This is a genomic window from Methanolinea sp., assembly GCA_016699325.1.
Classification (GTDB): domain Archaea; phylum Halobacteriota; class Methanomicrobia; order Methanomicrobiales; family Methanospirillaceae; genus UBA9949.
Map to the genome: position 1 here is coordinate 852,269 of CP064971.1, position 21,983 is coordinate 874,251.

24 protein-coding genes, 2 tRNA genes and 2 pseudogenes are annotated in these 21,983 nt (G+C 53.9%); 16 read left to right on the forward strand and 12 right to left on the reverse strand.

All coding sequences use genetic code 11. The features are described 5' to 3' along the window. Window positions 1–125: 125 nt before the first annotated feature. A tRNA-Ala gene (locus tag IPI71_04565) sits at window positions 126–197 on the forward strand. Window positions 198–312: 115 nt separating this feature from the next. Here IPI71_04565 and IPI71_04570 read toward each other — a convergent pair. The 6 genes from IPI71_04570 to IPI71_04595 all read right to left on the reverse strand — a co-directional run bounded on the left by IPI71_04570 (window position 313) and on the right by IPI71_04595 (window position 4,625). Then, a complete protein-coding gene (locus tag IPI71_04570; GenBank protein ID QQR71769.1) occupies window positions 313–648 on the reverse strand; it encodes a hypothetical protein in 336 nt (111 codons plus the stop codon). A gap of 77 nt (window positions 649–725) precedes the next feature. Continuing rightward, window positions 726–1,262: an aldolase gene (locus IPI71_04575; protein QQR71770.1), complete on the reverse strand. Its 537-nt coding sequence runs from the start codon at window positions 1,260–1,262 to the stop codon at window positions 726–728. 41 nt (window positions 1,263–1,303) lie between these two features. Then, a complete protein-coding gene (gene npdG, locus IPI71_04580; protein QQR71771.1) occupies window positions 1,304–1,954 on the reverse strand; it encodes an NADPH-dependent F420 reductase in 651 nt (216 codons plus the stop codon). Further along, window positions 1,955–2,227: a thioredoxin gene (trxA, locus tag IPI71_04585; GenBank protein ID QQR71772.1), complete on the reverse strand. Its 273-nt coding sequence runs from the start codon at window positions 2,225–2,227 to the stop codon at window positions 1,955–1,957. A 56-nt stretch (window positions 2,228–2,283) separates the two neighbouring features. Beyond that, on the reverse strand, window positions 2,284–3,735 hold the full coding sequence (locus IPI71_04590; GenBank protein ID QQR71773.1) for a preprotein translocase subunit SecD: 1,452 nt from the start codon (window positions 3,733–3,735) through the stop codon (window positions 2,284–2,286). Then, entirely contained in the window at window positions 3,732–4,625 is an 894-nt protein-coding gene (locus IPI71_04595) for a protein translocase subunit SecF (protein ID QQR71774.1), read from the reverse strand. The genes IPI71_04590 and IPI71_04595 overlap by 4 nt, the downstream gene beginning before the upstream one ends. 143 nt (window positions 4,626–4,768) lie before the next feature. Here IPI71_04595 and IPI71_04600 point away from each other — a divergent pair, with 143 nt between their 5' ends. The 14 genes and pseudogenes from IPI71_04600 to IPI71_04665 all read left to right on the forward strand — a co-directional run bounded on the left by IPI71_04600 (window position 4,769) and on the right by IPI71_04665 (window position 15,333). After that, window positions 4,769–5,083 (forward strand): DUF2551 domain-containing protein, encoded by a 315-nt coding sequence (locus IPI71_04600; protein QQR71775.1) that lies wholly within the window; start codon window positions 4,769–4,771, stop codon window positions 5,081–5,083. 54 nt (window positions 5,084–5,137) lie between these two features. After that, window positions 5,138–5,440 carry a hypothetical protein gene (locus IPI71_04605; protein QQR71776.1) on the forward strand — a complete coding sequence of 101 codons (303 nt, stop codon included), beginning with the start codon at window positions 5,138–5,140 and terminating at the stop codon, window positions 5,438–5,440. Then, entirely contained in the window at window positions 5,430–5,837 is a 408-nt protein-coding gene (locus IPI71_04610) for an archease (GenBank protein QQR71777.1), read from the forward strand. The genes IPI71_04605 and IPI71_04610 overlap by 11 nt, the downstream gene beginning before the upstream one ends. A 6-nt stretch (window positions 5,838–5,843) precedes the next feature. Next, window positions 5,844–7,277 carry an RtcB family protein gene (locus tag IPI71_04615; GenBank protein ID QQR71778.1) on the forward strand — a complete coding sequence of 478 codons (1,434 nt, stop codon included), beginning with the start codon at window positions 5,844–5,846 and terminating at the stop codon, window positions 7,275–7,277. Continuing rightward, a complete protein-coding gene (locus tag IPI71_04620; GenBank protein QQR71779.1) occupies window positions 7,274–7,849 on the forward strand; it encodes a hypothetical protein in 576 nt (191 codons plus the stop codon). Before IPI71_04615 ends, IPI71_04620 begins: the two co-directional genes overlap by 4 nt. A gap of 31 nt (window positions 7,850–7,880) precedes the next feature. Continuing rightward, window positions 7,881–8,303 carry a DUF2111 domain-containing protein gene (locus IPI71_04625; protein QQR71780.1) on the forward strand — a complete coding sequence of 141 codons (423 nt, stop codon included), beginning with the start codon at window positions 7,881–7,883 and terminating at the stop codon, window positions 8,301–8,303. 5 nt (window positions 8,304–8,308) lie between these two features. Further along, window positions 8,309–9,285: pseudogene (locus IPI71_04630) on the forward strand (biotin--[acetyl-CoA-carboxylase] ligase). Between the two features lie 39 nt (window positions 9,286–9,324). Beyond that, the gene (locus IPI71_04635; protein ID QQR71781.1) at window positions 9,325–9,861 is read left to right on the forward strand and encodes a biotin transporter BioY; all 537 of its coding nucleotides are present in this window, start codon (window positions 9,325–9,327) and stop codon (window positions 9,859–9,861) included. After that, window positions 9,858–10,529 (forward strand): energy-coupling factor ABC transporter ATP-binding protein, encoded by a 672-nt coding sequence (locus tag IPI71_04640; GenBank protein QQR71782.1) that lies wholly within the window; start codon window positions 9,858–9,860, stop codon window positions 10,527–10,529. Before IPI71_04635 ends, IPI71_04640 begins: the two co-directional genes overlap by 4 nt. Beyond that, on the forward strand, window positions 10,526–11,224 hold the full coding sequence (locus IPI71_04645; protein ID QQR71783.1) for an ATP-binding cassette domain-containing protein: 699 nt from the start codon (window positions 10,526–10,528) through the stop codon (window positions 11,222–11,224). Before IPI71_04640 ends, IPI71_04645 begins: the two co-directional genes overlap by 4 nt. Then, window positions 11,206–11,859 (forward strand): hypothetical protein, encoded by a 654-nt coding sequence (locus IPI71_04650; GenBank protein ID QQR71784.1) that lies wholly within the window; start codon window positions 11,206–11,208, stop codon window positions 11,857–11,859. The genes IPI71_04645 and IPI71_04650 overlap by 19 nt, the downstream gene beginning before the upstream one ends. A 54-nt stretch (window positions 11,860–11,913) precedes the next feature. After that, a complete protein-coding gene (locus IPI71_04655) occupies window positions 11,914–13,644 on the forward strand; it encodes a pyruvate/oxaloacetate carboxyltransferase (protein QQR71785.1) in 1,731 nt (576 codons plus the stop codon). Further along, window positions 13,641–15,119 carry an acetyl-CoA carboxylase biotin carboxylase subunit gene (locus IPI71_04660; protein QQR71786.1) on the forward strand — a complete coding sequence of 493 codons (1,479 nt, stop codon included), beginning with the start codon at window positions 13,641–13,643 and terminating at the stop codon, window positions 15,117–15,119. Before IPI71_04655 ends, IPI71_04660 begins: the two co-directional genes overlap by 4 nt. Window positions 15,120–15,222: 103 nt before the next feature. After that, window positions 15,223–15,333 (forward strand) — tRNA-Met (locus IPI71_04665). Window positions 15,334–15,531: 198 nt separating this feature from the next. Here IPI71_04665 and IPI71_04670 read toward each other — a convergent pair. Continuing rightward, window positions 15,532–15,831, reverse strand: coding sequence for a hypothetical protein (locus IPI71_04670; protein ID QQR71787.1), 300 nt, complete (start codon window positions 15,829–15,831; stop codon window positions 15,532–15,534). 269 nt (window positions 15,832–16,100) lie between these two features. Between IPI71_04670 and IPI71_04675 the strand changes: the two genes are divergently transcribed. Beyond that, window positions 16,101–16,256, forward strand: coding sequence for a hypothetical protein (locus IPI71_04675; GenBank protein ID QQR71788.1), 156 nt, complete (start codon window positions 16,101–16,103; stop codon window positions 16,254–16,256). A gap of 237 nt (window positions 16,257–16,493) precedes the next feature. On the opposite strand, the gene IPI71_04680 is transcribed toward IPI71_04675, so the two are convergent. The 5 genes and pseudogenes from IPI71_04680 to IPI71_04700 form a co-directional block, all read right to left on the reverse strand. Further along, window positions 16,494–16,901, reverse strand: coding sequence for a hypothetical protein (locus tag IPI71_04680; GenBank protein QQR71789.1), 408 nt, complete (start codon window positions 16,899–16,901; stop codon window positions 16,494–16,496). A 639-nt stretch (window positions 16,902–17,540) separates the two neighbouring features. After that, window positions 17,541–19,102, reverse strand: a pseudogene (locus IPI71_04685) (IS1634 family transposase). A 308-nt stretch (window positions 19,103–19,410) separates the two neighbouring features. Further along, window positions 19,411–19,926 (reverse strand): hypothetical protein, encoded by a 516-nt coding sequence (locus tag IPI71_04690; protein ID QQR71790.1) that lies wholly within the window; start codon window positions 19,924–19,926, stop codon window positions 19,411–19,413. Further along, a complete protein-coding gene (locus tag IPI71_04695) occupies window positions 19,811–20,563 on the reverse strand; it encodes a hypothetical protein (protein ID QQR71791.1) in 753 nt (250 codons plus the stop codon). Before IPI71_04695 ends, IPI71_04690 begins: the two co-directional genes overlap by 116 nt. Window positions 20,564–20,833: 270 nt before the next feature. Continuing rightward, window positions 20,834–21,937, reverse strand: coding sequence for a restriction endonuclease subunit S (locus IPI71_04700; protein ID QQR71792.1), 1,104 nt, complete (start codon window positions 21,935–21,937; stop codon window positions 20,834–20,836). Between the last annotated feature and the right edge of the window lie 46 nt (window positions 21,938–21,983).

Sequence of the window (21,983 nt, forward strand, 5' to 3'; positions counted from 1 at the left end):
GGGTTTGAATCACGCCAGGTCTATCCCGGTTTTTAAAGAGCCTGCGAACCGGGCTGATATCGCTGCGGTGACATGCAGGTTCGCAATGCCTATAAGCAATATAAACTGAATCTTTAGGAGAGGGAGGGCTCGTAGATCAGGGGTAGATCGTCACGTTTGCAACGTGAAGGCCACGGGTTCGAATCCCGTCGAGTCCATGGGCAGAGGTTCTGGGGATCCGAGGCGACCGGGGGTCACCAGGAGAAGGTCAAGGGGCAAGCCCCCTTTTCGATCCGTAAAAGTGGAGGGGCGCGGGTTTGCATGGCGCTGGGTTCAATCAATCCAGTCAAGAAGCAGCCCGGGATCTTTCCTGGCGGAGCGGCCCTGCTGAACCCCGCCCCCTTTCTGTTCGTGCCTGGATTCTTTCGGGCTGATGTCCGGTAGAACGGGCAGCGGGTCCCGGGGAGGCTCGGGCGTGAGCGGACGTAGTTCCTCGGCCATGATGATTGGATGCTGCGGGGCGACCTTCAGACTTTCCTGAAAAAGTGTACCGTTTTCAGTGAGAAAGCCCTTACCCGACCCCCGCTGCAGGAGGAAATCAATAAATGTCTCGACTTCGCGCCGCTGGTCAGGAGAAAGCCGGGTGATCTTCTCATCGAGTGAAGCCATGCTAACTCTCTCCTTACGATTTTCTGCCACAATGTTCTGTTTTCGAAGACATTAAATGCACCTCACGACTGTCCGGTCTACCTGCCCTTCGCGGACTCGGCCAGGAAGAGAACCCGGCAGCTGTGCTCGGCAAGCGAGGTAAGGAGGTATGCCTCTTCAAGGCTTTTACCCGCTGCAAACGTCCCGTGTCCCCTGGCAACCACGATGCTGTATGCTGCCAGGCCACACGCGACCTGGGAAGCAAGGTCATCACTGCCGCATGGGCCTTCAATAACCGGGATAAGAGGGGCAAACATCAGCCCTTGGGAATCAACCGGGACGATCTGGTCACAACGGAGCGAACGGGCGATCGCGAAAGGGGGGTGGGCATGTATGATGGCCTGGCAATCGGTGGCACGGTAGACCGCACGGTGGACCCGGTATTCACTCGAGGCATCAAGGGGGACCTTCCCGCCCAGTGGGACGAAGACCAGGCTTCCGGGGCAATCAAGATAGGAGCCATTCCTGGTGATAAAGAACCCGCTTCCGGTCCTGGCACTCATATTGCCAAAACTGGCACCAACCAAACGCTCGGCAAAGAGCCGCTTTCCGATCCGTTCGAACTCATCCTGCACGCTGGTACACCTGGCGAGGCATCAGGCTCGAGAAAAAACCGTCACCTGAACTGGATACCGACATCCCTCATCTTATTATACCGCGCGATGTTGAGCAGCAGGGGGGTGAGGCACTCCACCATGGAGGAGACGGCGAGCGGCCCGGCATCGTAGGGTTTCACTCCCGGGATACTCCCAACGAGATGCATCACCGCCGCCTTGGCATGAGCATCGTCACCACAGACCGGCACTGCCAGGTCAAGCACTTCGCTGAGTGCCTTCCATTTATTTGCCGCCACCGTGTTGAAGGCCGAACATACCCGGGTTTCTTCGGGTAACATTTTTTGGACCAGCTGAGCCGCGGAACCCTCCACGGGAGGAGCATAAACAAAGAATTCCCTTTTTTCCATGGGGTTGATGGGCGAAACCACGATTTTACCCTCAAATCCGCTCAAGGATGACATGGTCTGGACCAGGTGCCGAAACGGTATCGCAAGGATCACAATATCAGACCGGTCAATGGCTTCCTGGTTAGAATGGCCAGCGAGCCTGCACCGTATTCCGAGATGGCCCAGGGCCTCAATACAGGCGGTGCAGGAACTTTCTGCCTTGTCTTCTTCGCGGGATCCGATCACCACATCGTGGTTTGGGGAGAGCCGCATTGCAATCCCCTCTCCGATATCCCCGGTCCCGCCAACGATGCCAATCTTCATCTATTCCACCAGCGGCATAAGCATACGCTTGAGGGCCTCGGCACTGGTGACCCCTTCGAGGGTCTCCATCACCTTGCCGTCTTTTTCGATGATGAGGGTCGGCACGACACGGATCGCATACCTGTTGGCGAGCTCCATGTTCTGATCGACATCGATCTTCCGGATCTCTATCTTGTCACCCATATTCCGCTTGAGCTCGTCGAGTTGGGGCCCCTGGAGCCTGCACGGACCGCACCATTCGGCAAAAAAGTCAATCAAAACCGGTTTTCCCATGTGTACTACCTTTCAGAGAAATCGGTGAAAAAAGGTGATAAAGATTTTTATCCGGTTTATTTGGAAAGGATCGCCGCAATTATTTTTCCGTACGCAGGACGGGTGATAAGGACTCCTATGAGAACGCCTAAGATGGTGATGACGGCAAAGCCGCGGAGGGATTGGAGAGGCAGGATGGCAAGCGGGAGCATCGCGATGACCACCGTTGCCGCAGATACCATGATGATTCCTACCGCCCTGGTAAGCCTCTTTTCATAGAGTTGGCGTGACGGGACTTTTCCTTCGTGGAGAACCTCATCTGTAATAATGACCAGCTGGTCAATGCCCGTCCCAAGGACGGCGATAAGGCCGGCAATCGCTGCCAGGTCGAGCTGCTGCCGGATAACGGCTGCGATGCCGAGCAGGATGACAATCTCGGAAAGGTTGACCCCCATCATGGGGAGGACGATGGAAGGTTCGCGGTAACGGTAGAATATGACGATTCCGACGGCAACAGCTGCGGCGATGAAGGCATACATGCACATCCTGGTGAAATGCTCACCCAGGGGCGCCGGGATGGTGTTCGTGCCGGCAAGAGAGACCTCAACGGGGAGTGCCCCCGCCCGCAGGTGGATCTCAAGGTTCTTGGCCTGCGCCAGGCCTTCCTGACCTGGACCGGTTGATGCCAGAAGTTGTTGAACTGGGCCGGCCTGGAGCTTGGTAGCAAGGTCTTTACTCAGCGGTGCACTGTAGACGGTCTTTCCATCAAGGATCATGTCCAGCCAGTGGTTATCGGGATCGGTTGTTCCCCCGTACTTGATGGCTGCGTCACGGAGCTGTTTTGCGCCTTCTTCAGAAATGGTGAAGGAAACGCCCCATGTGTTTTTCCCTGGTTCCTGGCTTGGTATCCCGACCGTTGAAATGGTGTCGCCATAGAGGACGTGTTCCGTTTCATTCCCCGTAGTATGGATCCGTATTTCGAATTTCCCCTGCTTTCCAACGATATCTTCAGCCTGGCTCCTACTTACTCCAGCGAGCTCAACCCGAACATACTGGGTAACACCGGAAAACCCGGTGAGGAGGTTGACCTTGGCATCCCGGGTACCGAGTGCATTGAGTTTCTGCTCGAGGATTTGTTTCACCTGTTCACCAGTCTTCCTGGAGACTCCCTGCTCGTAACTGGTGAGCGTTCCCCGCGCTGCTGTAAACGCGGGTTTCAGTTCATTCTCAGCGAAGTATTTTCGGATTTCAATTTTGTTGTCCCCAATAAGATAGATCTCAGCATCGAGTGTTTTCTGGAGGTCGGCCAGGAAATCGGAGACCGGGCGGTCCGTTGCAAATCCCACAACTTCGGCCTGGAACCTCATCTGGAGCCATGTACCCCCGCGAAGATCGAGGCCGTACTGGAGATTGGTGGTTACCCCGTCATCGATATGCGGGTATATCGCTACCACAGATACCGCCAGGAGGATGACAAGAAGCGCAACCTGCCAGGTCTTTACCAGCTCGATCAGCCCTTTCCTGTTCATCTTACACCCCTCTTCTTACCGGACTCTTTCCGCTGCCCGGCTTCCTGCCTCTCCACATACCACTTGATGATACCGGCGTTGGTGAGCCAGGTATTCATTAAGTCGAATACAAGTCCGATGAAAAGCACGCTCGCGATGGCCGGGATGACTGGAACATTACCCAGGTAGGCGACAATTCCCATCGCCGCAATAGCAGCAAGCGTGGTAGTAGTCATGATGATTCCGGTATGGAATGCGCTGGCAAGCTTCTCGTCCAGTTTCCCCGGCCGTTTGAATACCCGCATCGTGAGTAGAATATCACTATCCACCGAATATCCTATCAGCATCAGGAGTCCTGCAAAGGTCGGAAGAGTAAGTTCGATACCAATAACGAACATGGTCGCAGCAGTCATGGCAATATCAGCGATCGCTGCGAGAATTATTGCCCCTGCCAGAACAAATGACCGGAATGCGAGGAACACCACAATTGCCATACCGATAAAGGAAAAGACAAGGGCATATTTTGCAAGTCCCTGGAGCGTTTGTCCAAAGGTTGCATCGATCTGGGCAAGCTGCCAGGCATCCGGATATCGCGCATCAAGGATCGTGGTAAGGGAATCGAACGTGGCTTCGTCCATGATACCGAATTTTATGAATTTCCCGTTTGCGATACCGCTATCTATAGCGATAACCGGATAATCTGAAAAGATCGTTTTAAGAACATCAGGACTATCTTCCGTATAAATGGTGATAGCTGTGCCCCCTGAAAAATCCATACCCGGTTTGGCGGGCATCCCGGTTGTGACCACGCCATAACAAAGGATGATCAGTGATACGATAAGGAGAACCATGGGAAGCACCACCATCTGCCTGGGGGTGTACCGGTTCACATCAAAGGTGACGAATCCCATACCCACTAGGTTCGTGATCCAGAGGTAAAATCCTTCGGGTACAGGGCAGGTTCAATCCGACGGCAGCCTGAGGGTGGAACGTGGGAGTTGATGGGCGCTGAAAAAAGAAATATTTAAATAAAGAGGGTGGTGAGTACCTCACCATGAGATCTCCGCACGAGATCAGGACGGTTGTTGAGAACCGCCTCAGGAACTACATCTCCCGGGACAGGACCGGGATACGGCGTGCCCTGCTGCAGCTCTTTCTCCGCCTTAAATCACTCACCATCGCCGAAATCTATGAAGCCCTCAACAAGACATTTTCAATCAGCTACCATTCCGTTGCCGCCATGGTGGGAATCGTCGCATCCAAAATCGGGATTCTCCATGTGAGCAAGAACCGCGAGAATCCCTGCAGCGTCTACTCCCTGAAAGAACAGTATGTGGATACCGTCGAACGGATTGTGGGGACGGCCTGAAACTTCCCGATGATCACTTTTTTTTAGCAAGACTACGCATGCATTGAGCATAGTATGCACACCCGATCAGGTAGCCATTTCTCTCCCGAAAAGATCAGGATCGCCAAAGAGGTACTGGATTATATCTCCCAGCGGAAATCCGATTTCCGCATTTCCACGTCTTGCGGCGGCCCGATTCTCCTCCCGGTCAGCATCAAGCCCCCCAAGCCGTCCGATCTCCAGATACCCGCAGGGGATTATATGGTCTTTGTCTCGATCCACCAGGTGCGGTATCTCTCTGTAGTGCACATGGGAATGGTTCCCTTCTTTATGGACGACGTGGAAGAAAAAAGCGGTATCGGCTGCCATGAGTTTTGAAGAGCTGGAGCATACTGCAGATGTCAGGCTGCGGGTGAAGGCAAGCACCCTGGAAGGGCTCTTTTCCGAAGCGGCCCGGGCAATGATGGTCGTGATGTACGGATCCGCAGAACCCGGACCGATGCGCCGGAAAATCGAAGTCCGGGCACCGGACCTGGAGTCGCTGATGCATGCCTTCCTCTCCGAGATACTCTACGTATCAGAGGTTGAAGATATGGTGGTTTCCGGAGCCGAAGTGATACTCTCGGAAGGAAGGGTAGAAGGAGATCTCGCTGGAGAACCGTTCTCATCTGCCAGGCACCGGGGTGGCATGGAAATCAAGGGGATCTCCCTCTCAGGGCTCAAGGTGTACCGGGACAATCATACTTATATCCTTGAGGTCATCTTTGATGTGTGAGGTGCCATGCTTCAGGGATTGACAAGGATCGGGCCGTACGAATGGGAAGTGCCGATCGGGTTTGTTCCAGATATGAGGGTCCCGGGAAGGTTCTTCCTCTCGGACCTGCTGGCAGAGACTCTTGAGCCCGGGGCCGTCCAGCAACTTGCCAACGTTGCCACGATGCCGGGAATTGTGAAATATTCGCTTGCCATGCCTGACATTCACTGGGGATACGGTTTCCCAATCGGAGGGGTGGCTGCATTCGGCATGGAGGACGGAGTCATATCGCCCGGAGGAGTCGGATTTGATATCAACTGCGGTGTGCGGGTCCTCACCACGCCTCTCGCGGCACCCGATCTCGTCCGGAAACGGGAACTCATCGAAGCTTTGTTCGCCGCGGTCCCGACCGGTGTCGGTGCGAAGAGCACGCTCCGGCTCGACCACAAGGAGCTTTCCGGGATGCTCATAAAGGGATCAAAATGGGCGGTGGAACATGGTTTCGGCATTGAAGAGGATTTTTTGCGCTGCGAGGAACAGGGCTCCATGGAAGGGGCAGATCCTGGTGCGGTATCGCAAAAGGCCCTCCAGCGGGGGATGCCACAGAGCGGGACGCTCGGTGCAGGAAACCACTTCCTCGAAGTCCAGCGGGTCGAGGAGGTGTACGATCCCCGGGCGGCGGAAGTGTATGGCCTTTCTGAAGGCCAGATTTGCGTGATGATCCATTGCGGCTCCCGGGGCCTGGGACACCAGGTCTGCACGGATCATCTCAGGGTACTGGAAGCTGCCACCAGGAAGTACGGCATCAGCATCCCCGACCGGCAGCTGGCCTGTGCCCCGCTCTCCTCACAGGAAGGGCTGGCATATATCGGCGCGATGGCTGCATCGGCCAACTATGCGTGGGCAAACCGGCAGATAATCATGCATGCCACTCGTGAAGTGTTTGCCAGGATGTATTCGATATCCTACGAAGACATGCACCTCGTGTATGATGTTGCCCACAATATTGCAAAGTTCGAGGACCATGTCGTTGACGGCAGGCGAATGCGGGTCTGTGTTCACCGGAAAGGAGCCACGCGGGCTTTCGGGCCGGGATCGCCCGATTTGCCTCCCGAGTACCGGGAGGTGGGCCAACCGGTGTTCATCCCCGGAAGCATGGGGACGCCATCCTATCTTCTCCATGGCACCCTCGTGGCAATGGAACGGACGTTCGGGAGCACCTGTCACGGGGCAGGTCGGATCATGAGCCGGACAAAAGCAAAGAAGCAGCTCTCGGGGCGCGAGATCAGAGAAGCCCTCGGGAAGAAAGGGATTCTTGTCCGGGCCCACCACAACGGCGCTATCGCCGATGAAGCGCCGGAAGTCTATAAACCAAGCGGAGAAGTGGTCAGGGTTGTGCATGAGACCGGCATATCGCGGCTTGTTGCCCGGTTCACCCCGCTGGGGGTTATCAAAGGATGATCAGGCGCTGTGCCCTCCTCTGGGATGAGAAGCTGGTATTTTCCCGGTATGTCGAAGAGTGCGGGGTGGCCTGTGAGCACATCACCCCCCATATGGTTGCCACACCGTTTTACCGGGGGCGGTTCAGCACCCTGATCGTTCCTACCGGGTTTGCAAACCCTGCATACTCAGGTCTTCTGCCTGCCCTGAAGGCGGCAGCTCCCCGGATACGCAGGTTTGTCGGACAGGGAGGCAGACTCCTCGTCTTCGGGGCCGCAACGGATCGGGGGGATGCTTACGACTGGCTTCCTATCCGCCTCCGCTACCACCACGAGTACGGTACGAATACCCTTACCATTGATGGTGCCAGCCCCTGGGCCAGCCTTGTTGAGGGATACGACACCAGCTGTATCGAGTGTGACGGCTATTTCACGGAATTCGAGGGATCGGTCATCGCCCGGGCCGGGGGCAACCCGGTACTGATCGGGACGTCTTTTGGGCAAGGCGAGATCGTGGCGACCACCATCCATGAATACCCATCCCGACCGTTCCTCGCTGCGTTCTGCGAGGCACCGGAGGAAACATTATTTTGACAGGAAGAGAGGGATGTATGAGGAAGTACCGATGAATCGCTACGTTATCTCGCAGGACTCATCAGCAGGAGATCTTGAGCCGCTGGGGATGGCCGTCCACGAACTGCTGAACCGCCTTCCCATAACTGCACGTTCACGGGACAATCCCGGCATCAGGATTGAGAGCGGGACGGTGGTGGACCGGGAGTATAGCGGACCGGTACTGGAAGAGGTTCTGGCAGGAAACCATATCGTCAGGAAAACACCATCATCAGGGGTGTATAAGGGGGTGCCGGTCGTGGTGAGCCCCATCCGCGACAACCAGGGGAACGCAATCGGTGCGATCGGGGTGGTTGACATCACCGGGATCTTCGATCTTGCAACCCTGATGGAACACCAGTCGGCCATTCTCAAACAGGTCTGCGGGAAAGATCCCTGCCCGCTCCCGACCGAACGGGTGGATGCGAAAAGGTAGTCCGGATGTATACAGCAGCGTTCAAAGTACTTGAGGTGCTTGAGTCAAAGGACGAACCGGTTTCTGGCGAGCATATCAGCAGCATGCTTGGCATATCCCGTTCGGCGGTGTGGAAACACGTGAAGGGCTCAAAGGCATGGGCTATGAGATCTCAGCATCCCGCAAGGAGGGTTACCGCCTGACCAAGAAGAGCAACAGGCTCCTTCCCTATGAAGTTCACAAGCACCTCCGGACCAGTTTCATGGGCAAGAAGATGCGGTACTACGAGAGCACCCCATCCACCACCTGGATCGGAAGACAGCTCGTGAGAGAAGGGAATGCCCAGAAGATGCACGGAATGGTGATCATCGCCGAAGAACAGACCGGTGGAATCGGCAGGCTCGGACGCTCGTGGGTTTCACCTGCCGGAGGGGTCTGGATCACCATCATACTCAAACCTACAGTTCCCATCGACCGCGTTTTCATGGTGACGATGGCCGCTTCCGTGGCCGTGGCACGTGCTATCCGCAAGGGTTATGAACTCGGCGCCCTGATCAAGTGGCCGAATGATATCTTTATTGGTGACAAGAAGGTAGCCGGGCTCCTCCTCGAGCTCTCAGCCGAGGCTGACGTGATCCACTATTGCCTGCTCGGGATCGGGATCAATGTGAACATTCATCCGGCCAAGCTGGAACAGGTGAAGAGTGCGGTAACCACCATCAGTGCCGAGATGGGCGGCGATGTTGACCGGGCTTCATTCCTTGCACGGCTGCTGAAGGAGTTTGAGAGGCGCTATCTCCTCATTGAGGCAGGGGAGTATGAGGCGATCGCACGCGAATGGAAGAGCCTCTCCTGCACCATAGAGCGGCGGGTCAGGATCAATACCATGAAGGCCACGTTTGAAGGGGAGGCTATCGACATCGATGATTACGGAGCGCTGATCATCAGAAAAGATAACGGGAAGATCGAGCGGGTGATTGCCGGGGACTGCATCCAGCGATAGAAATTTATTGTCAACCCAGTCAAGTTTTATAGGTTGACGATGTTGAGAGACCCGGCCAGGCCTGTTCTTATCGCTTTTACCGCTGCATTTACCGGCCTGATTGCCATCGGTTCATGGATATCGATCCCGTTCGTTCCGGTCCCGCTCACCCTGCAGACCCTCTTTGTTATCCTCTCCGGTGCCGTTATGGGAAGGTATGCGGCATACCCGACCGGTCTCTATATACTGATGGGGGCGCTGAACATTCCGGTATTCCATAGCGGGACGGCAGGACTCGCTGTATTGCTCGGCCCTACAGGAGGATACGTCCTCGGGTTTCTTCCCGGGGCACTTGCGACAGGGCTTGCGTACGAACAGCACCACGCGACGCTCCGGGTGGCGGGCATCTTCTTCGGCCTTGCGATCATTTTCTTCTTCGGGATGACCTGGCTCTCCTTCTCTGCCGGAATATCTCTCCCCATGGCATTCCTCATCGGCGTGCTCCCTTTCATCCCCGGTGATGCGGTCAAAGGATACGCGGTCTTCCTTATCGCCGGGAGACTCGAGGCTTTCACTGGCCGGAGCGGGAACCCATGATCGAGATCAAGGATCTGAGGTTCCGAGCCCTCACCATCCCAAGCCTCATGATTTTTGACGGCACTACTGCCGTTATCGGTGAAAACGGGAGCGGGAAGACGACCCTGCTCCGCCTCCTGGCCGGGCTTTTCCGGCCGGAATCAGGCAGCGTCAAGGTCGATGGAGTAAACCCCGTTCCCGGGACTACCGGATTTGTCGATGAATACCCTGACCGGAATGTGCTTTTTTCCCAGGTTGCTGATGAACTCGCCGCACCGCTACGGTTTCGCCATATCCCATGCAGCGAGGTGGATTGCAGGGTGAAGGAGGCCGCGGCTACCATCGGGTTTGGTGACCGGCTCAACCAGACCATGGATACACTCTCCGGTGGAGAACATGTTCTCATCGCCCTCCTCTCAGCCCTGATAACCTGCCCTGAAACCCTTGTTCTCGATGAATTCGACTCTCACCTCGATTACGATTCTCTCCAACTGGCAGACGCCCTCATCGCCGGTTCAGGTGCACGGACCGTAATACGATGTACCCAGAACATGGAGCTTGCCGCACGGTGCGATAAGATCGTGGTTTTGCACCACGGGGCTGTTCTCCATGAAGGCCGCCCGGAAGAGGTCTTCTCAGAACTCGAACCGGGCTGCTGCTACCCCCTCTCCTGGAGGGCACGGAGATGAGACTATCGCTCTCCGCAGTGGAGTGGCACTCCGGGTCATGGAAATTTGATGCGGATGGGGTCTTTACCCCGGGCATACATCTGATCAGCGGAAGGGTGGGGTCAGGGAAGACCACTCTTGCCCTCCTTTCTTCGCGGCTGCTCCGGCCTGATGCAGGAAGAGTAGAGTACGACGGGATTGGCTCGCGCACCCTGTCCTTCCAGCACCCGGAGTACCATGTCACCGGATCCACCCTGGGCGAAGAGGCCGGATCGTACGGTGTGGACCCATCCGCCGCCTGTGTACGGGCCGGTCTGGCCGGGCGGGAAGGTGAGGATCCGTTCCGGCTCTCCCGGGGAGAACTCAAACGGTTCCAGCTCGCCTGCATCCTGATGCGGACCTGGGACCTGATCATTCTCGATGAACCCTTCAGCGCGCTGGACTGCCAGGGTAAGCTGGCCATCTGCCAATCGATCCAAGAGAACCGGAGCAGTATCGTGCTCGTCATTACCCATGAGCAGCACATCCTCCCGAGAACCGATTATCTCTGGGAGATGCGATCAGGAAGGCTGTTTGGGCTCGGCAGCCTGCCCGGTGCACTATCCCTGTGGGAATCTGCACCAGGGTCGGTGAGGATGCTCCGGGAACAGGGAATCACTCCCGCCAACCTGACAAGGGACGACCTCATGGAGGCGGTATGCATGATGCACGGATAAGGCTGGTCTCCCTTGTCAGCCTCTCGATTGCCACATTCCTCTCCATTGCCGGAGCCACTCTCACCATGGCATGGCTATTCCTCTCTCCCTTGACGCTGAAAGAGACAGTGAAGTCAGCGGCATTCCTGGGGGTCCTGGTCTTCGTGGGCATCGTTGCGGTGGTCACCCAACTCTCCGGCAACGATGGGGCCTCTTATTTCATCAGGACCGGTGTAATCCTCCTGCTCGCTTTCTCGGTATACCGGGAATGGTATCCGGGTGAGTACCTGGACCTTTCCGTCTGGTTGTTTGGAACCAAGGCAGGGTTTGACATCGGTATTGCGGTTGAGATGAGTATCCAGGGCCTTCACGAAATATCCCGGGAATTTGCAAGGATCCGAAAGGCGATCCTGCTCAAGGGGATGAAACTGGAATTCAGGCTGATCCCTGCCCTGGGGTTCCTCCTGATCCATACCCACCTGATGCGGGCCCGTGACCAGGCCGACCTGCTCGCCATCCGGGGTTTCCGGTCCGGGGGGAGCTGTTGCCCTGTGTTCCGGACTTCGAAACGGGATATAACTATGGGAATCCTGGCGATTCTCATTCTGTCCCTTTCTTTTATACCAGTTCGCGATATTTTTATACTTCAGATATAAAGGTTTTAGAGGTTTAAACAGAGCCCGTATTTATAACTGCCCAGGAGCAGCCAGATGAGTCATGGACGTCTTCTGATCACTGATACAACACTTCGGGATGCCCACCAGTCCCTGATAGCGACGCGCCTGAAGACTGAAGACATGCTCCCCCTCGCACAAACCCTTGACAGGGCAGGCTTTTTCTCGGTTGAGGCCTGGGGCGGAGCGACGTTTGACTCGAGTATCCGTTTCCTTGCCGAGGATCCCTGGGACAGGGTCAGGCTGCTCAAGGAGGCGCTGACCCATACATCCATCCAGATGCTGCTCCGTGGCCAGAACCTTGTGGGATACCGTCATTATCCCGATGACGTGGTCGACAAATTCGTTGAATGTGCCTTCAATGTAGGCGTGGACATCTTCCGTGTCTTTGATGCGCTGAACGACATCCGGAACATGAAGGAGTCGATGCGGATGGTCAAGGAAGTCGGGGCACATCTCCAGGGCGCCATCTGCTACACCACGAGCCCGGTCAACTCCATCCCCGGTTTCATCGATATGGTGCGGGAACTCTATGCATATGAATGCGACTCCATCTGCATCAAGGACATGGCCGGGCTGATCATGCCTGACGCAGCGCGGGAACTCATCACCGGGATCAAGGACGAGATGGATGTCCTGGTCGACCTGCACAGCCACGCCACGAGCGGGATTGCACCGATGAGCTATCAGGCGGCAGCGGAGGCCGGTGTCGATATCCTCGATACTGCAATGTCGCCGTTTGCCCTCGGCACGTCCCAGCCCCCCACCGAGTCCGTGGTCGCCGCGTTCAGGGGAACATCCAGGGACACCGGCATCGATCTGCTGGACCTCCGGAAGGCCCGTGATGTCTGCCTCAAGCTCAGGGATAAGTATGGCGGGATCCTGAACCCCATCTCTGAGCGGGTGGACAGCGATGTACTGGTATACCAGCTTCCGGGGGGCATGATTTCGAACCTCGTCTCCCAGCTCCAGGAACAGGATGCCCTCGATAAAATGAACGCCGTGTATGACGAGATACCCCGGGTCCGGGCCGACCTCGGGTATCCTCCGCTGGTGACTCCCACCTCCCAGATCGTGGGGACACAGGCGGTCCTGAACGTTCTTCTCGGTGGTGAGCGGTACCGGAACGTCACCAACGAGGTCAAGGATTATGTCCGTGGACTCTACGGACGACCCCCGGCCCCCATCAACCCCGAGATCGTCCACCGGATCATCGGAGATGAAGAAGTCATCACCGTCCGCCCTGCAGACCTGCTCGAACCGATCTATGAGAAGATGAAGGAGCAGGCCATGGCCGAAGGCCTGATCAAGAAGGAAGAGGATGTCATCACCTACATCCTCTACCCGGCTATCGCTCCCTCCTTCCTCAAAGGGGAGCGCAAACCGGAAGAACTTCCCCAGAGGACGAAGCCTGCCGCAAAGCCGGCCGAGATCCCGCACAGCATGGAGGTCGAGGTGGACGGGGAGATCTTCAACGTAAGGATCATATCTGTCGGGGGAAGTGCGGTGGCGGCGGCTGCAGCTCCTGTCCAGAAGATCCCCCGCGGCGACATCCAGGGAGGGGTGAAATCGAACATGCAGGGGATGGTGCTCGAGATCGCGGTCGGCAGGGGTGCCGAGGTCAAGAAGGGCGACCTGCTGGTGGTGCTCGAGGCGATGAAGATGGAAAACCCCATCCATTCCCCCTTTGATGGGAAGGTCGCTGACATCTTCGTCAATACCGGGGACGTGGTCCAGAGCGGGGACGTGCTCCTGGTGGTGGAATGAAATACTTCGAGAAGGTGCTCATCGCCAACCGGGGCGAGATCGCTATCCGGGTGATGCGGGCCTGCCGGGAGATGAATATCGAGACCATTGCCATCTACTCCACGGTCGATAAGGACGCGCTCCACGTCAAGTACGCTGACGGGGCATTCCTTGTAGGAGAAGCCCCTCCGGCGAAGAGTTACCTGAACGTGGACCGGATTATCGATATTGCCCGGTTGTCCGGGAGCGAGGCCATACACCCGGGATACGGGTTTCTTGCCGAGAACTATTCCTTTGCGAAGCGGTGCACCGATGAAGGCATCACCTTTATCGGGCCTTCATGGAAGACCATCCAGGCCATGGGGTCAAAGATCGAGAGCAAGCAGACCATGCGGGATGCAGGTGTCCCGGTCGTTCCCGGGAGCCCCGGCAGTGTGAAGAGCGCTGCGGACGCCCATAAGGTTGCCGCCGAGATCGGGTACCCGGTTATTGTGAAGGCAAGTGCCGGTGGCGGGGGAATCGGCATGCAAATCGTCGGGAAAGAGGAAGCCCTCGACGAGGCAATCAATGCCGGGATGCGCATGGCCGAATCGGCGTTCGGTGATTCAACGGTCTTCATCGAGAAGTACCTGGGCAAGCCCCGCCACATCGAGTTCCAGGTTCTCGCCGATGAACATGGCAACGTGGTCCACCTGTACGACCGCGAATGCTCCATCCAGCGCCGTCACCAGAAACTGGTCGAGGAGGCACCCTGCCCCATCATGACCCCAGAGCTTCGCGAGCGGATGGCCCAGTCAGCGATTACCGTGGCCCAGGCATCCGATTACTGGAACGCCGGGACGGTCGAATTCCTGTATGCAGACGGCGACTATTACTTCATGGAGATGAACACGCGGCTGCAGGTCGAGCACACGGTGACCGAGCTGATCACCGGAATCGATATCGTCAAGCAGCAGCTGGCTGTCGCTGCAGGTGAGACGCTGCCGTTCGAACAGGACGAGATATCCATCCGCGGGCATGCTATCGAATGCCGGATCAATGCCGAGGATCCTTTGAATAACTTTGCCGCCGACCCCGGGAAGATCCTCCGTTACCGGTCACCGGGCGGGCCGGGAATGAGGGTCGATTCCGGAATCCACATGGGCTACACGATACCGGCGGTCTACGATTCGATGATCGCCAAGCTCTGTTCCTGGGGAATGAACCGGCAGGAGGCCATCGCCCGGATGCGGCGTGCCATCTACGAGTATGTCATCATCGGGGTGAAGACCACGCTTCCCTTCCACCACGCGGTGATGCACAACAAGCACTTCATCAACGGGGACACCCATACCCATTTCCTCCAGGAGGGGCATATCCAGAAGACGCTTGCCCGGTACGTGCGGGAGGAGGAAAAGAGGATGCAGACCCTTGCTGCATCCCTCCGGCACGGCAAGGAGATCGCCGCCATCACCGGGGCGATCAGCGCCTATATCCAGAGCCAGAAGGAGGAGTGACGTCCCGGACACTTTTTTTTCCCGATTTGCCTCTTATAACGGGCAGAATGCACATCAGAACCTTTAATACCGTTTGTGGCGTTTTAATTATGCACTTTTGTGCGCTGCGGTGGCCTAGCTGGTTAGGGCGCCAGACTCATAGGGTTATTGTGCAATTCGAGGCGCCGTCATCTGAGACATCTGGAGGTCGTGGGTTCGGATCCCACCCGCAGCATTCTTAGCAAGAATTTCATTTTTTTAATCGGAAAAGGGTGAAGACAGGAGCGAGACTCCAGCCTTCGCCCGCTGCTTGCTTCGCTCGCGGCGAGGGCTCAGCCTGCAGCAGGTTGATCGCGGCCCAAAAATATCGCTCCCCTCCGGCGACGCCCTCACTCTCGTTCGGTGGCGGCCTCCGCGGAGCTGGGGTGTTGGTTCACAGAATTGTAACCGGTCGACCGTGCTCGTCTCCGCTTCCTCCCGTCCGCTCCTCCTCGCGTCCGGTGCTCCTCCAGGAAGCTCCGCTCGCACCGTCTCCCCGATCTCTCATCCTGGATCGGGCAGCGATAGACGCCCGTGGTTTCATCGCAGGCTCCTCACCACCGGCTGCTGTCACCCACTCCTCGCAGACCGCTGCGGCGGACCGCTCGTCGCTAGTTGCTGATAAACCTCCCTCCTGCTCACTCCCCAGGTGAGTGCCGGAGGGTCGAACCGGGCGGCACGCGGTGCCGACCACGAGGCCCCCCCGAGCGGGAGAGCGGGTGCAAAACGGAAAAAACTAAAAAATTGATGATAGATTAATCGGCCCACTTTGCCGGGCACCCTGGTTTTACCAGATAGCAGGTCCCTAAAGCATCCATCCCGATTGGGTAAGAAAAACCTGTCTCTGGATTGATGCATTCTTCCCCAAACAATTCTCCTGTACTTGCATTGACATACGCCATACATGCACAGAGCGTATGATGGAGGTCGCCAACCGGGATGGCGGGAGGGCAAGATGCGTACATGCATCCTGTCGAAGATGTGGGTGCACTTGTCGGAGTTGGAGTGACGATGAGTTGTTTACTTGGGGAGTCATATTTCCATGGGATAGGGGGAGATGGAGAAACAAACCACGATAGGAGGTATGATTTCCCTGATGACGGAACTGGTGTAGGATGACCAGGTTTGGGAATGAAGAGCCAATTCCTGATGAGGGGATTTCAGGAGTGGGAATTGGATATGTAGGGATGGCCATCGATTTTGAAATAAGTTCAGAGGTATTGAATTTAGTCTAGTGTACGTTTGATGGTGACATGTAGGATGCGAGAAGGTCGCTCTTGCTGATTGCAATTGCAGGAATGCATATTATTGAACACAGCACAAGGATAAGGATGATAATCCACGTTGCCTTCATTTTCATATTCGCTCCCATTTAGGCTTCCACGGGGTGATCGGGCACTGGCAGCCTTCTTTCACGATGAAGACCCTCATCCTGTCATCGAAGAAAAGGTGGGTTACTTCTCCTGTTTCTATGTTAAACAGAAGAGCCATGACTCCAGGATGCAGCCCTCCTATCGGTTCGTCAGGTGGGCACGTGAGAGGTTGAGAGAGTTTCCAAAGATACAATTGTTTTGCAGGCGAGAACACGGATGTCAGGTCTCCCTGGGAAGGTTTCTCACTTAGCGGGGACTTCGCCGTGGTCTCGACTGATATCTGACCGGATGAGTATTGTGATAAGAGGTCACTTTTACTGATGGCAACAACAGGAGTGCAGACCATCGCGAGAATAATCATTAATCCGACAATAATTCCCCAGGCTTTCATACTAACCAAGATAGGTTCTAATTTAAGGAATATATAAACTGGTATGATAGTCGGAGTTGAAAAATGACGTGCGTTTTACAGTTATTCTGACTTCTCGTGGCGAGGACGTAAGATGTCCATATGATTCTTCGATGCCATGTTCACCTTGGTGAAAAAGGGGTACCAAGGTGACCAGGCATTTCAAGGTGGCGCGAGTTGCAATACTCGCATTGGAGGGTTGCACTCCCACATCCCGGAATCATTCAGTGGCGAGGTTAATAGTGTCGAGGTTAACAATGAACCACAGCTCGGACACCAGATTGTGGGTGGATCATCACTCATACCTCGGTCTTCCATTTTCAGAATCAACAGGCTCAGCTACAGGGAGAGTGAAAGTGTAGGAGGCCACAGCGGCCCAAGCGGTGCCAGTTGCCGAGTGTATCAGCACAAAGTCGAGCGTTGCGAGTCACTGAGCGTCTACTCGCCACATCAAGCCGCAGAAAAACAGGGAGGCGATGTGAGCGGAACGACCCGAAGCGAGGACCGGCCGGACCGGAGCGGAAGGGAGTGGAGACGAGCATGGCCGAACGTCCAGAACGCCGGCCCAGGTATCGCTGAAGATGATTTGCAGCGTGGTTTATAACCTGACTTCCGGGTAGTTTAAGCACATAGTCCGAGTGCATCCAGGATAGTTCTCTGTTTCTTTGAAATTTCAGTTATAATCGTCTCTCCCGTCACCAATCGAATCTTCTTGATCTTGGAAAGTTCGAGGAGAAGACCATCGAGGGTATAATCTTCCAGGAGTCCAGCGTCCTTCATCTGTTTCAGCAGTTTCATCCTCAAAATGAGGCTGATAAATGTGACAAAAGAAACCCCTTCATTGTAGACTCCTTTTTCACATTCAGAGGGAGAACCTGGAGATCCTGTTTCAAAGTTCGGAATGTTTTCTCGATATAATCGCGTTCCCGATAGACGGTGAGACACTCCTTCCAATCGAGTGGTCCATGGGACAGAATGATCTGTTTGCCCATTCTGTTAACCCTCTGTGACACGGCATTATTCCGGATTTCGACCACAAACTGGTTACCCTGCACATGCCAGGAGAAATAATTCGAGAACTTTCCTGCGCACTCCTTAAAGATATCATCGGGCTTCCGCCACCGTGGTATTTTGAGACGCTCAAGTTTCTGTTTCAGGTCATGGAGGCGAACATAGAAGAGATTTCGTTCATCCTGCTCCCGCTTCATGTCATAATAGCAAAATGCTTTGATATCATTCCCGTGCACGTCGAATGAGATAGGCTTGACAAAGATCGGATTCTTCTGGTATTTCTGCAGGTATTGCGGGCTTTCAAGGTCACGTTGAGCTTCGGTGAGAACCTCTTTGACTTGTTTGAGCGTGAGGGACGCAGGTATTACGAATGAGAATCCTTCCTGGACCAGCTCTTCCAGGTTCCCCTGGCTGAAAAAACCACGGTCGAGCACCAATGTGTAATTGTTGACCCCTATGGCTCCGATTTTCTTGATGGTATTTTTTAAGGTTACGACATCGACAATGCTCCCCTGGTAGATGTCATACATAACGGGAATGGCCTGATGCGTGTCGAGAATAAGGGAGAAATTGACTTGTGGAAGGTCCAAGCCATCACGATTGTACCCATATTCCAGGAGAGATATGAGCTGCGAATAACTTGAGAGACTGGTGATGTCATAGATGAGTGTTGCATCGGTGCCGAGGTTTCGAATGAGGAGATGCATGAATTCCTCGGGAACACCGCTGTTGCCAATGGTGGAAAGAAGTTCGCTGATAGATTGGCTGCTCAGATGGAGGTTCGGATTGGTGAGGAAGAGCGAGCTCTCTTCGTACCAGGTCGATACAAGGTGCATCGCGACGGGATGTAGGATCCGGTTGATGGCTATGGCGAGAATGGTCTCTTTCTCACTCTTGCTGGCAAGTGTGGAGAGATATTCATCAATGTGCAGGTCCTGGATGATTTGCTGAAGTGGGAGGAGATTTCCATGAGTGAATGCTTCCTTTGGGATTGCAGAGATGCTTGGGCCTGGAATACCTTCAGTTCTTACTTTTACTGGAACTCCATTGATATTTTTCCCTAAATAATGTGAGGTGTGGCGGGTTTGTTTCTTCACCGGATCGTAGTAGGGAACATCCTCATACCAGTATTCTATCCCATTGATCTTCTTGATTCGGCGAATGGGTTTCATATGCTTATAATGTAAGCACATTATATTATTTAGATCTTGCGGTTGAGGGTCGCATTATAGAATTGGACCGATATTTGATGGAATCATGTGCCTAAAACTCGGGAGGTCAGGTTATAAGCAAGACCATAAAACCTGCTGGGTAAGATGGCCTCCAGAGAGAAATATCTTAGCATAAGGATATTTAATCAGATTTTATATTTTTCGAAATAATCGACAGAGAGAACCGGACACAGGTATCAACCTAACTTCGCCACTTTTCAGTACTTCCATCAAATTTAAACGACTTAACCCAATTCGCCAGAAGCAATTTACCAGTGATTTGGCGCCTCCAGGCTACCATATCTCTTGATAAAATCTCCAAGAATTGGGCGTATTTCTGGGGAGAAGTTGGAAATGATCTTGACAGGATACCCAAAAGAAGGGTATATGATCGTAAGTGTCAAATTCGTGAGATAATTTTTGAGGACTTTCAGATTTTTCACGACGGGATCTTTACAGAAAAGTTGTGTCAAACTCACCAGGACTTTGGTGAGGAAAACGATCAACACGTACCCGATCACCGCGTGTTTGGACCAGTGCCGGATCGGCCGGAGCTCGGCTCCTTCTTTGAGGTCCCGGATGAACTTCTCTGCACGGTCACGATTCTTGTAGGCATTCAGGATGTTTTCGGGATCATCATCGATGGTTGATTCAAGCACGAAGAAACCTTCAAGACCGGTTACATAGGGGTTGGGGATATCGCCAATGATCTTCTGGAGATGACCACGGGCGATGATCCAACCCTCCAGGAGCGATATACTGGCCGAGATCTTTTCCGCGTTCAACCTTCTTTGTGAGAACCTTCCCCTTCTCCAGGTCTTTCTCAAGTTTCCTTGCTTTCTTCGTCAACTGGTCACAGGCCAGGTCGTCACAGAAAAATATGTACCGGACTTCTTCGCCATCCCGATATTTGACACATGAATAGACCCGGTTGCCAGAAACGAATGAAACCTGGCTTTCTTTCCTGGCATGGTAGATCGTTATCTCGTTCCGGTATGGTCCTTTCTTCTTTGCTTTCAGGGTCAAATAATGGAACTTCAGATCGCGGATCCTTCGTTTGTTATCCTGGGTATTCCCTCCACAGTCAAACACCAGAAGACTGCCTTCAGGAAGAACGCTCGAGCATAACCGGATCAGCATCTGCATATGCTTTTTATCCTGAACATTTCCTTTCTGGATGGTCAGCATCGTCGGTATGTTATTGAGGCCGACACTGATCCCAAATGCGATCTGGAGTTTCCCTGGCTGATTGTCCCGGGAATACCCTAACTCCCCCAGCGGACATTTTGTCCCCTCAAAGTAACTCGAACTGAAGTCCACGAACTGGGTTGGATCCACGAGGCTCTGCTGGGAGATCCAGCGTTGAAACTGGTCAAGAACAATCGACTTTCTTTCTCCCAGTCGTTCCAGAGTCCGATACAAACTCCGGTCTGAAATTGTATCTTCAAACCCCAGTGTCTTGAGAAGTTCGTCGGGGGTAAAGTCCAGAATCTTATTGATCGATACCGATTGATTGAGTTTGTTGCTGATGAGAAGCTTTTACGGATGGTATGAATGACTTGCTTCGACCACCAACTCCGCCAAGAACTGATGCGAAAAAGTTGGTCTCCGAATCAATTCTATCGATTAATGCTATATTACCTAATGAGAAGGCTGTGTTTTTTTGCATGAAATTATATAAACACTACCTTCTCATCCTTCTTCTGGCGAAGTCAGGTTTTCAGGTAAGGAATGAGGAGTATTATCGAATATTTCCTGTACATCGGACACGGATTCATCATCGATATTTTGCTCTGCCAACTGCCCTCTAACTGCAAGTTGTAAAATTGTCTGTCGTAGTGTCAAAATATTTTCTAAACAATCGAACAGTCCATCGAAATTCCCAGTTAAATGCTTCCATATCTTCTCCAATTCTTCAGAATCCTTCGCCTTCAGAAGTACTGTAAGTGCCGCCGTCCCATGCAGGACCCTTGATTCGTGCTCTTTCCGCTGCTGGAACTCAAGGGTATCACAGAGCGCCATGAGGCAGTCGACTTTTTGGACGATGCGTTGCTGTTCGGCGAGGGGAGGAAGGGGGATCAGGATCTGTTTCATTTCCTGTCCAGATATTTCCTTAAACGTTGTTCCAGATGCTTTGGCATCAATTTCAATTGCAGCTGCTTTTAAAAAATAATAGATATATTCGCTCATTTCCATGATGAATGGAATACATGATTTAAAACCTTGATTTGTCGCTAAAGAATTTGATGCAATCGCCACATATCCAATCGGAGCCCGACTTGAGAATAGAACTGTTCCTTTAGGTAGCAGTTGAGCAGAACTTTCACTCAAACCAATTTCAGAAATATCTCTTCTCCCTCTTTTAACGAATCTCTCTTTCAATCTATAGAGGTCTGCAGGTGTTAACCAGGGGATTCCATCTTTCACATAATAGTCAGAATTCGAGGTACGTGGTGTCCCCCCTCCAACAATTTGACCAATGTTGCCAAGCCGCGTCCAAATCCAACTTTCCGGGATCTTATATGGAACATCTGAATCAGATATTTCTTTCAGAGGTCTCTCATTTCTAATCCTGTCCTGCTTCACTAACTGTTGATTAATAGATTTAATTTTATCGAACAAAACTCTCGCCGGCTCATCGCTCGCATCCTGCGTTCCGAGTTTTCCCCTGACTGCGAGCTGGAGAATGAGTTCGCGCAGATTAGTTATTCCATTAGGAGAGGTAGCGAGCAAGGGGAATTGCTCTATAAGAAGCGTCGTATCTGCTCGATCAATTAGAGAATTCTTTGAATTCATTTTCTGAATTCTCCAATGTTCCCCGAATTCCAAATTTGAAATATCC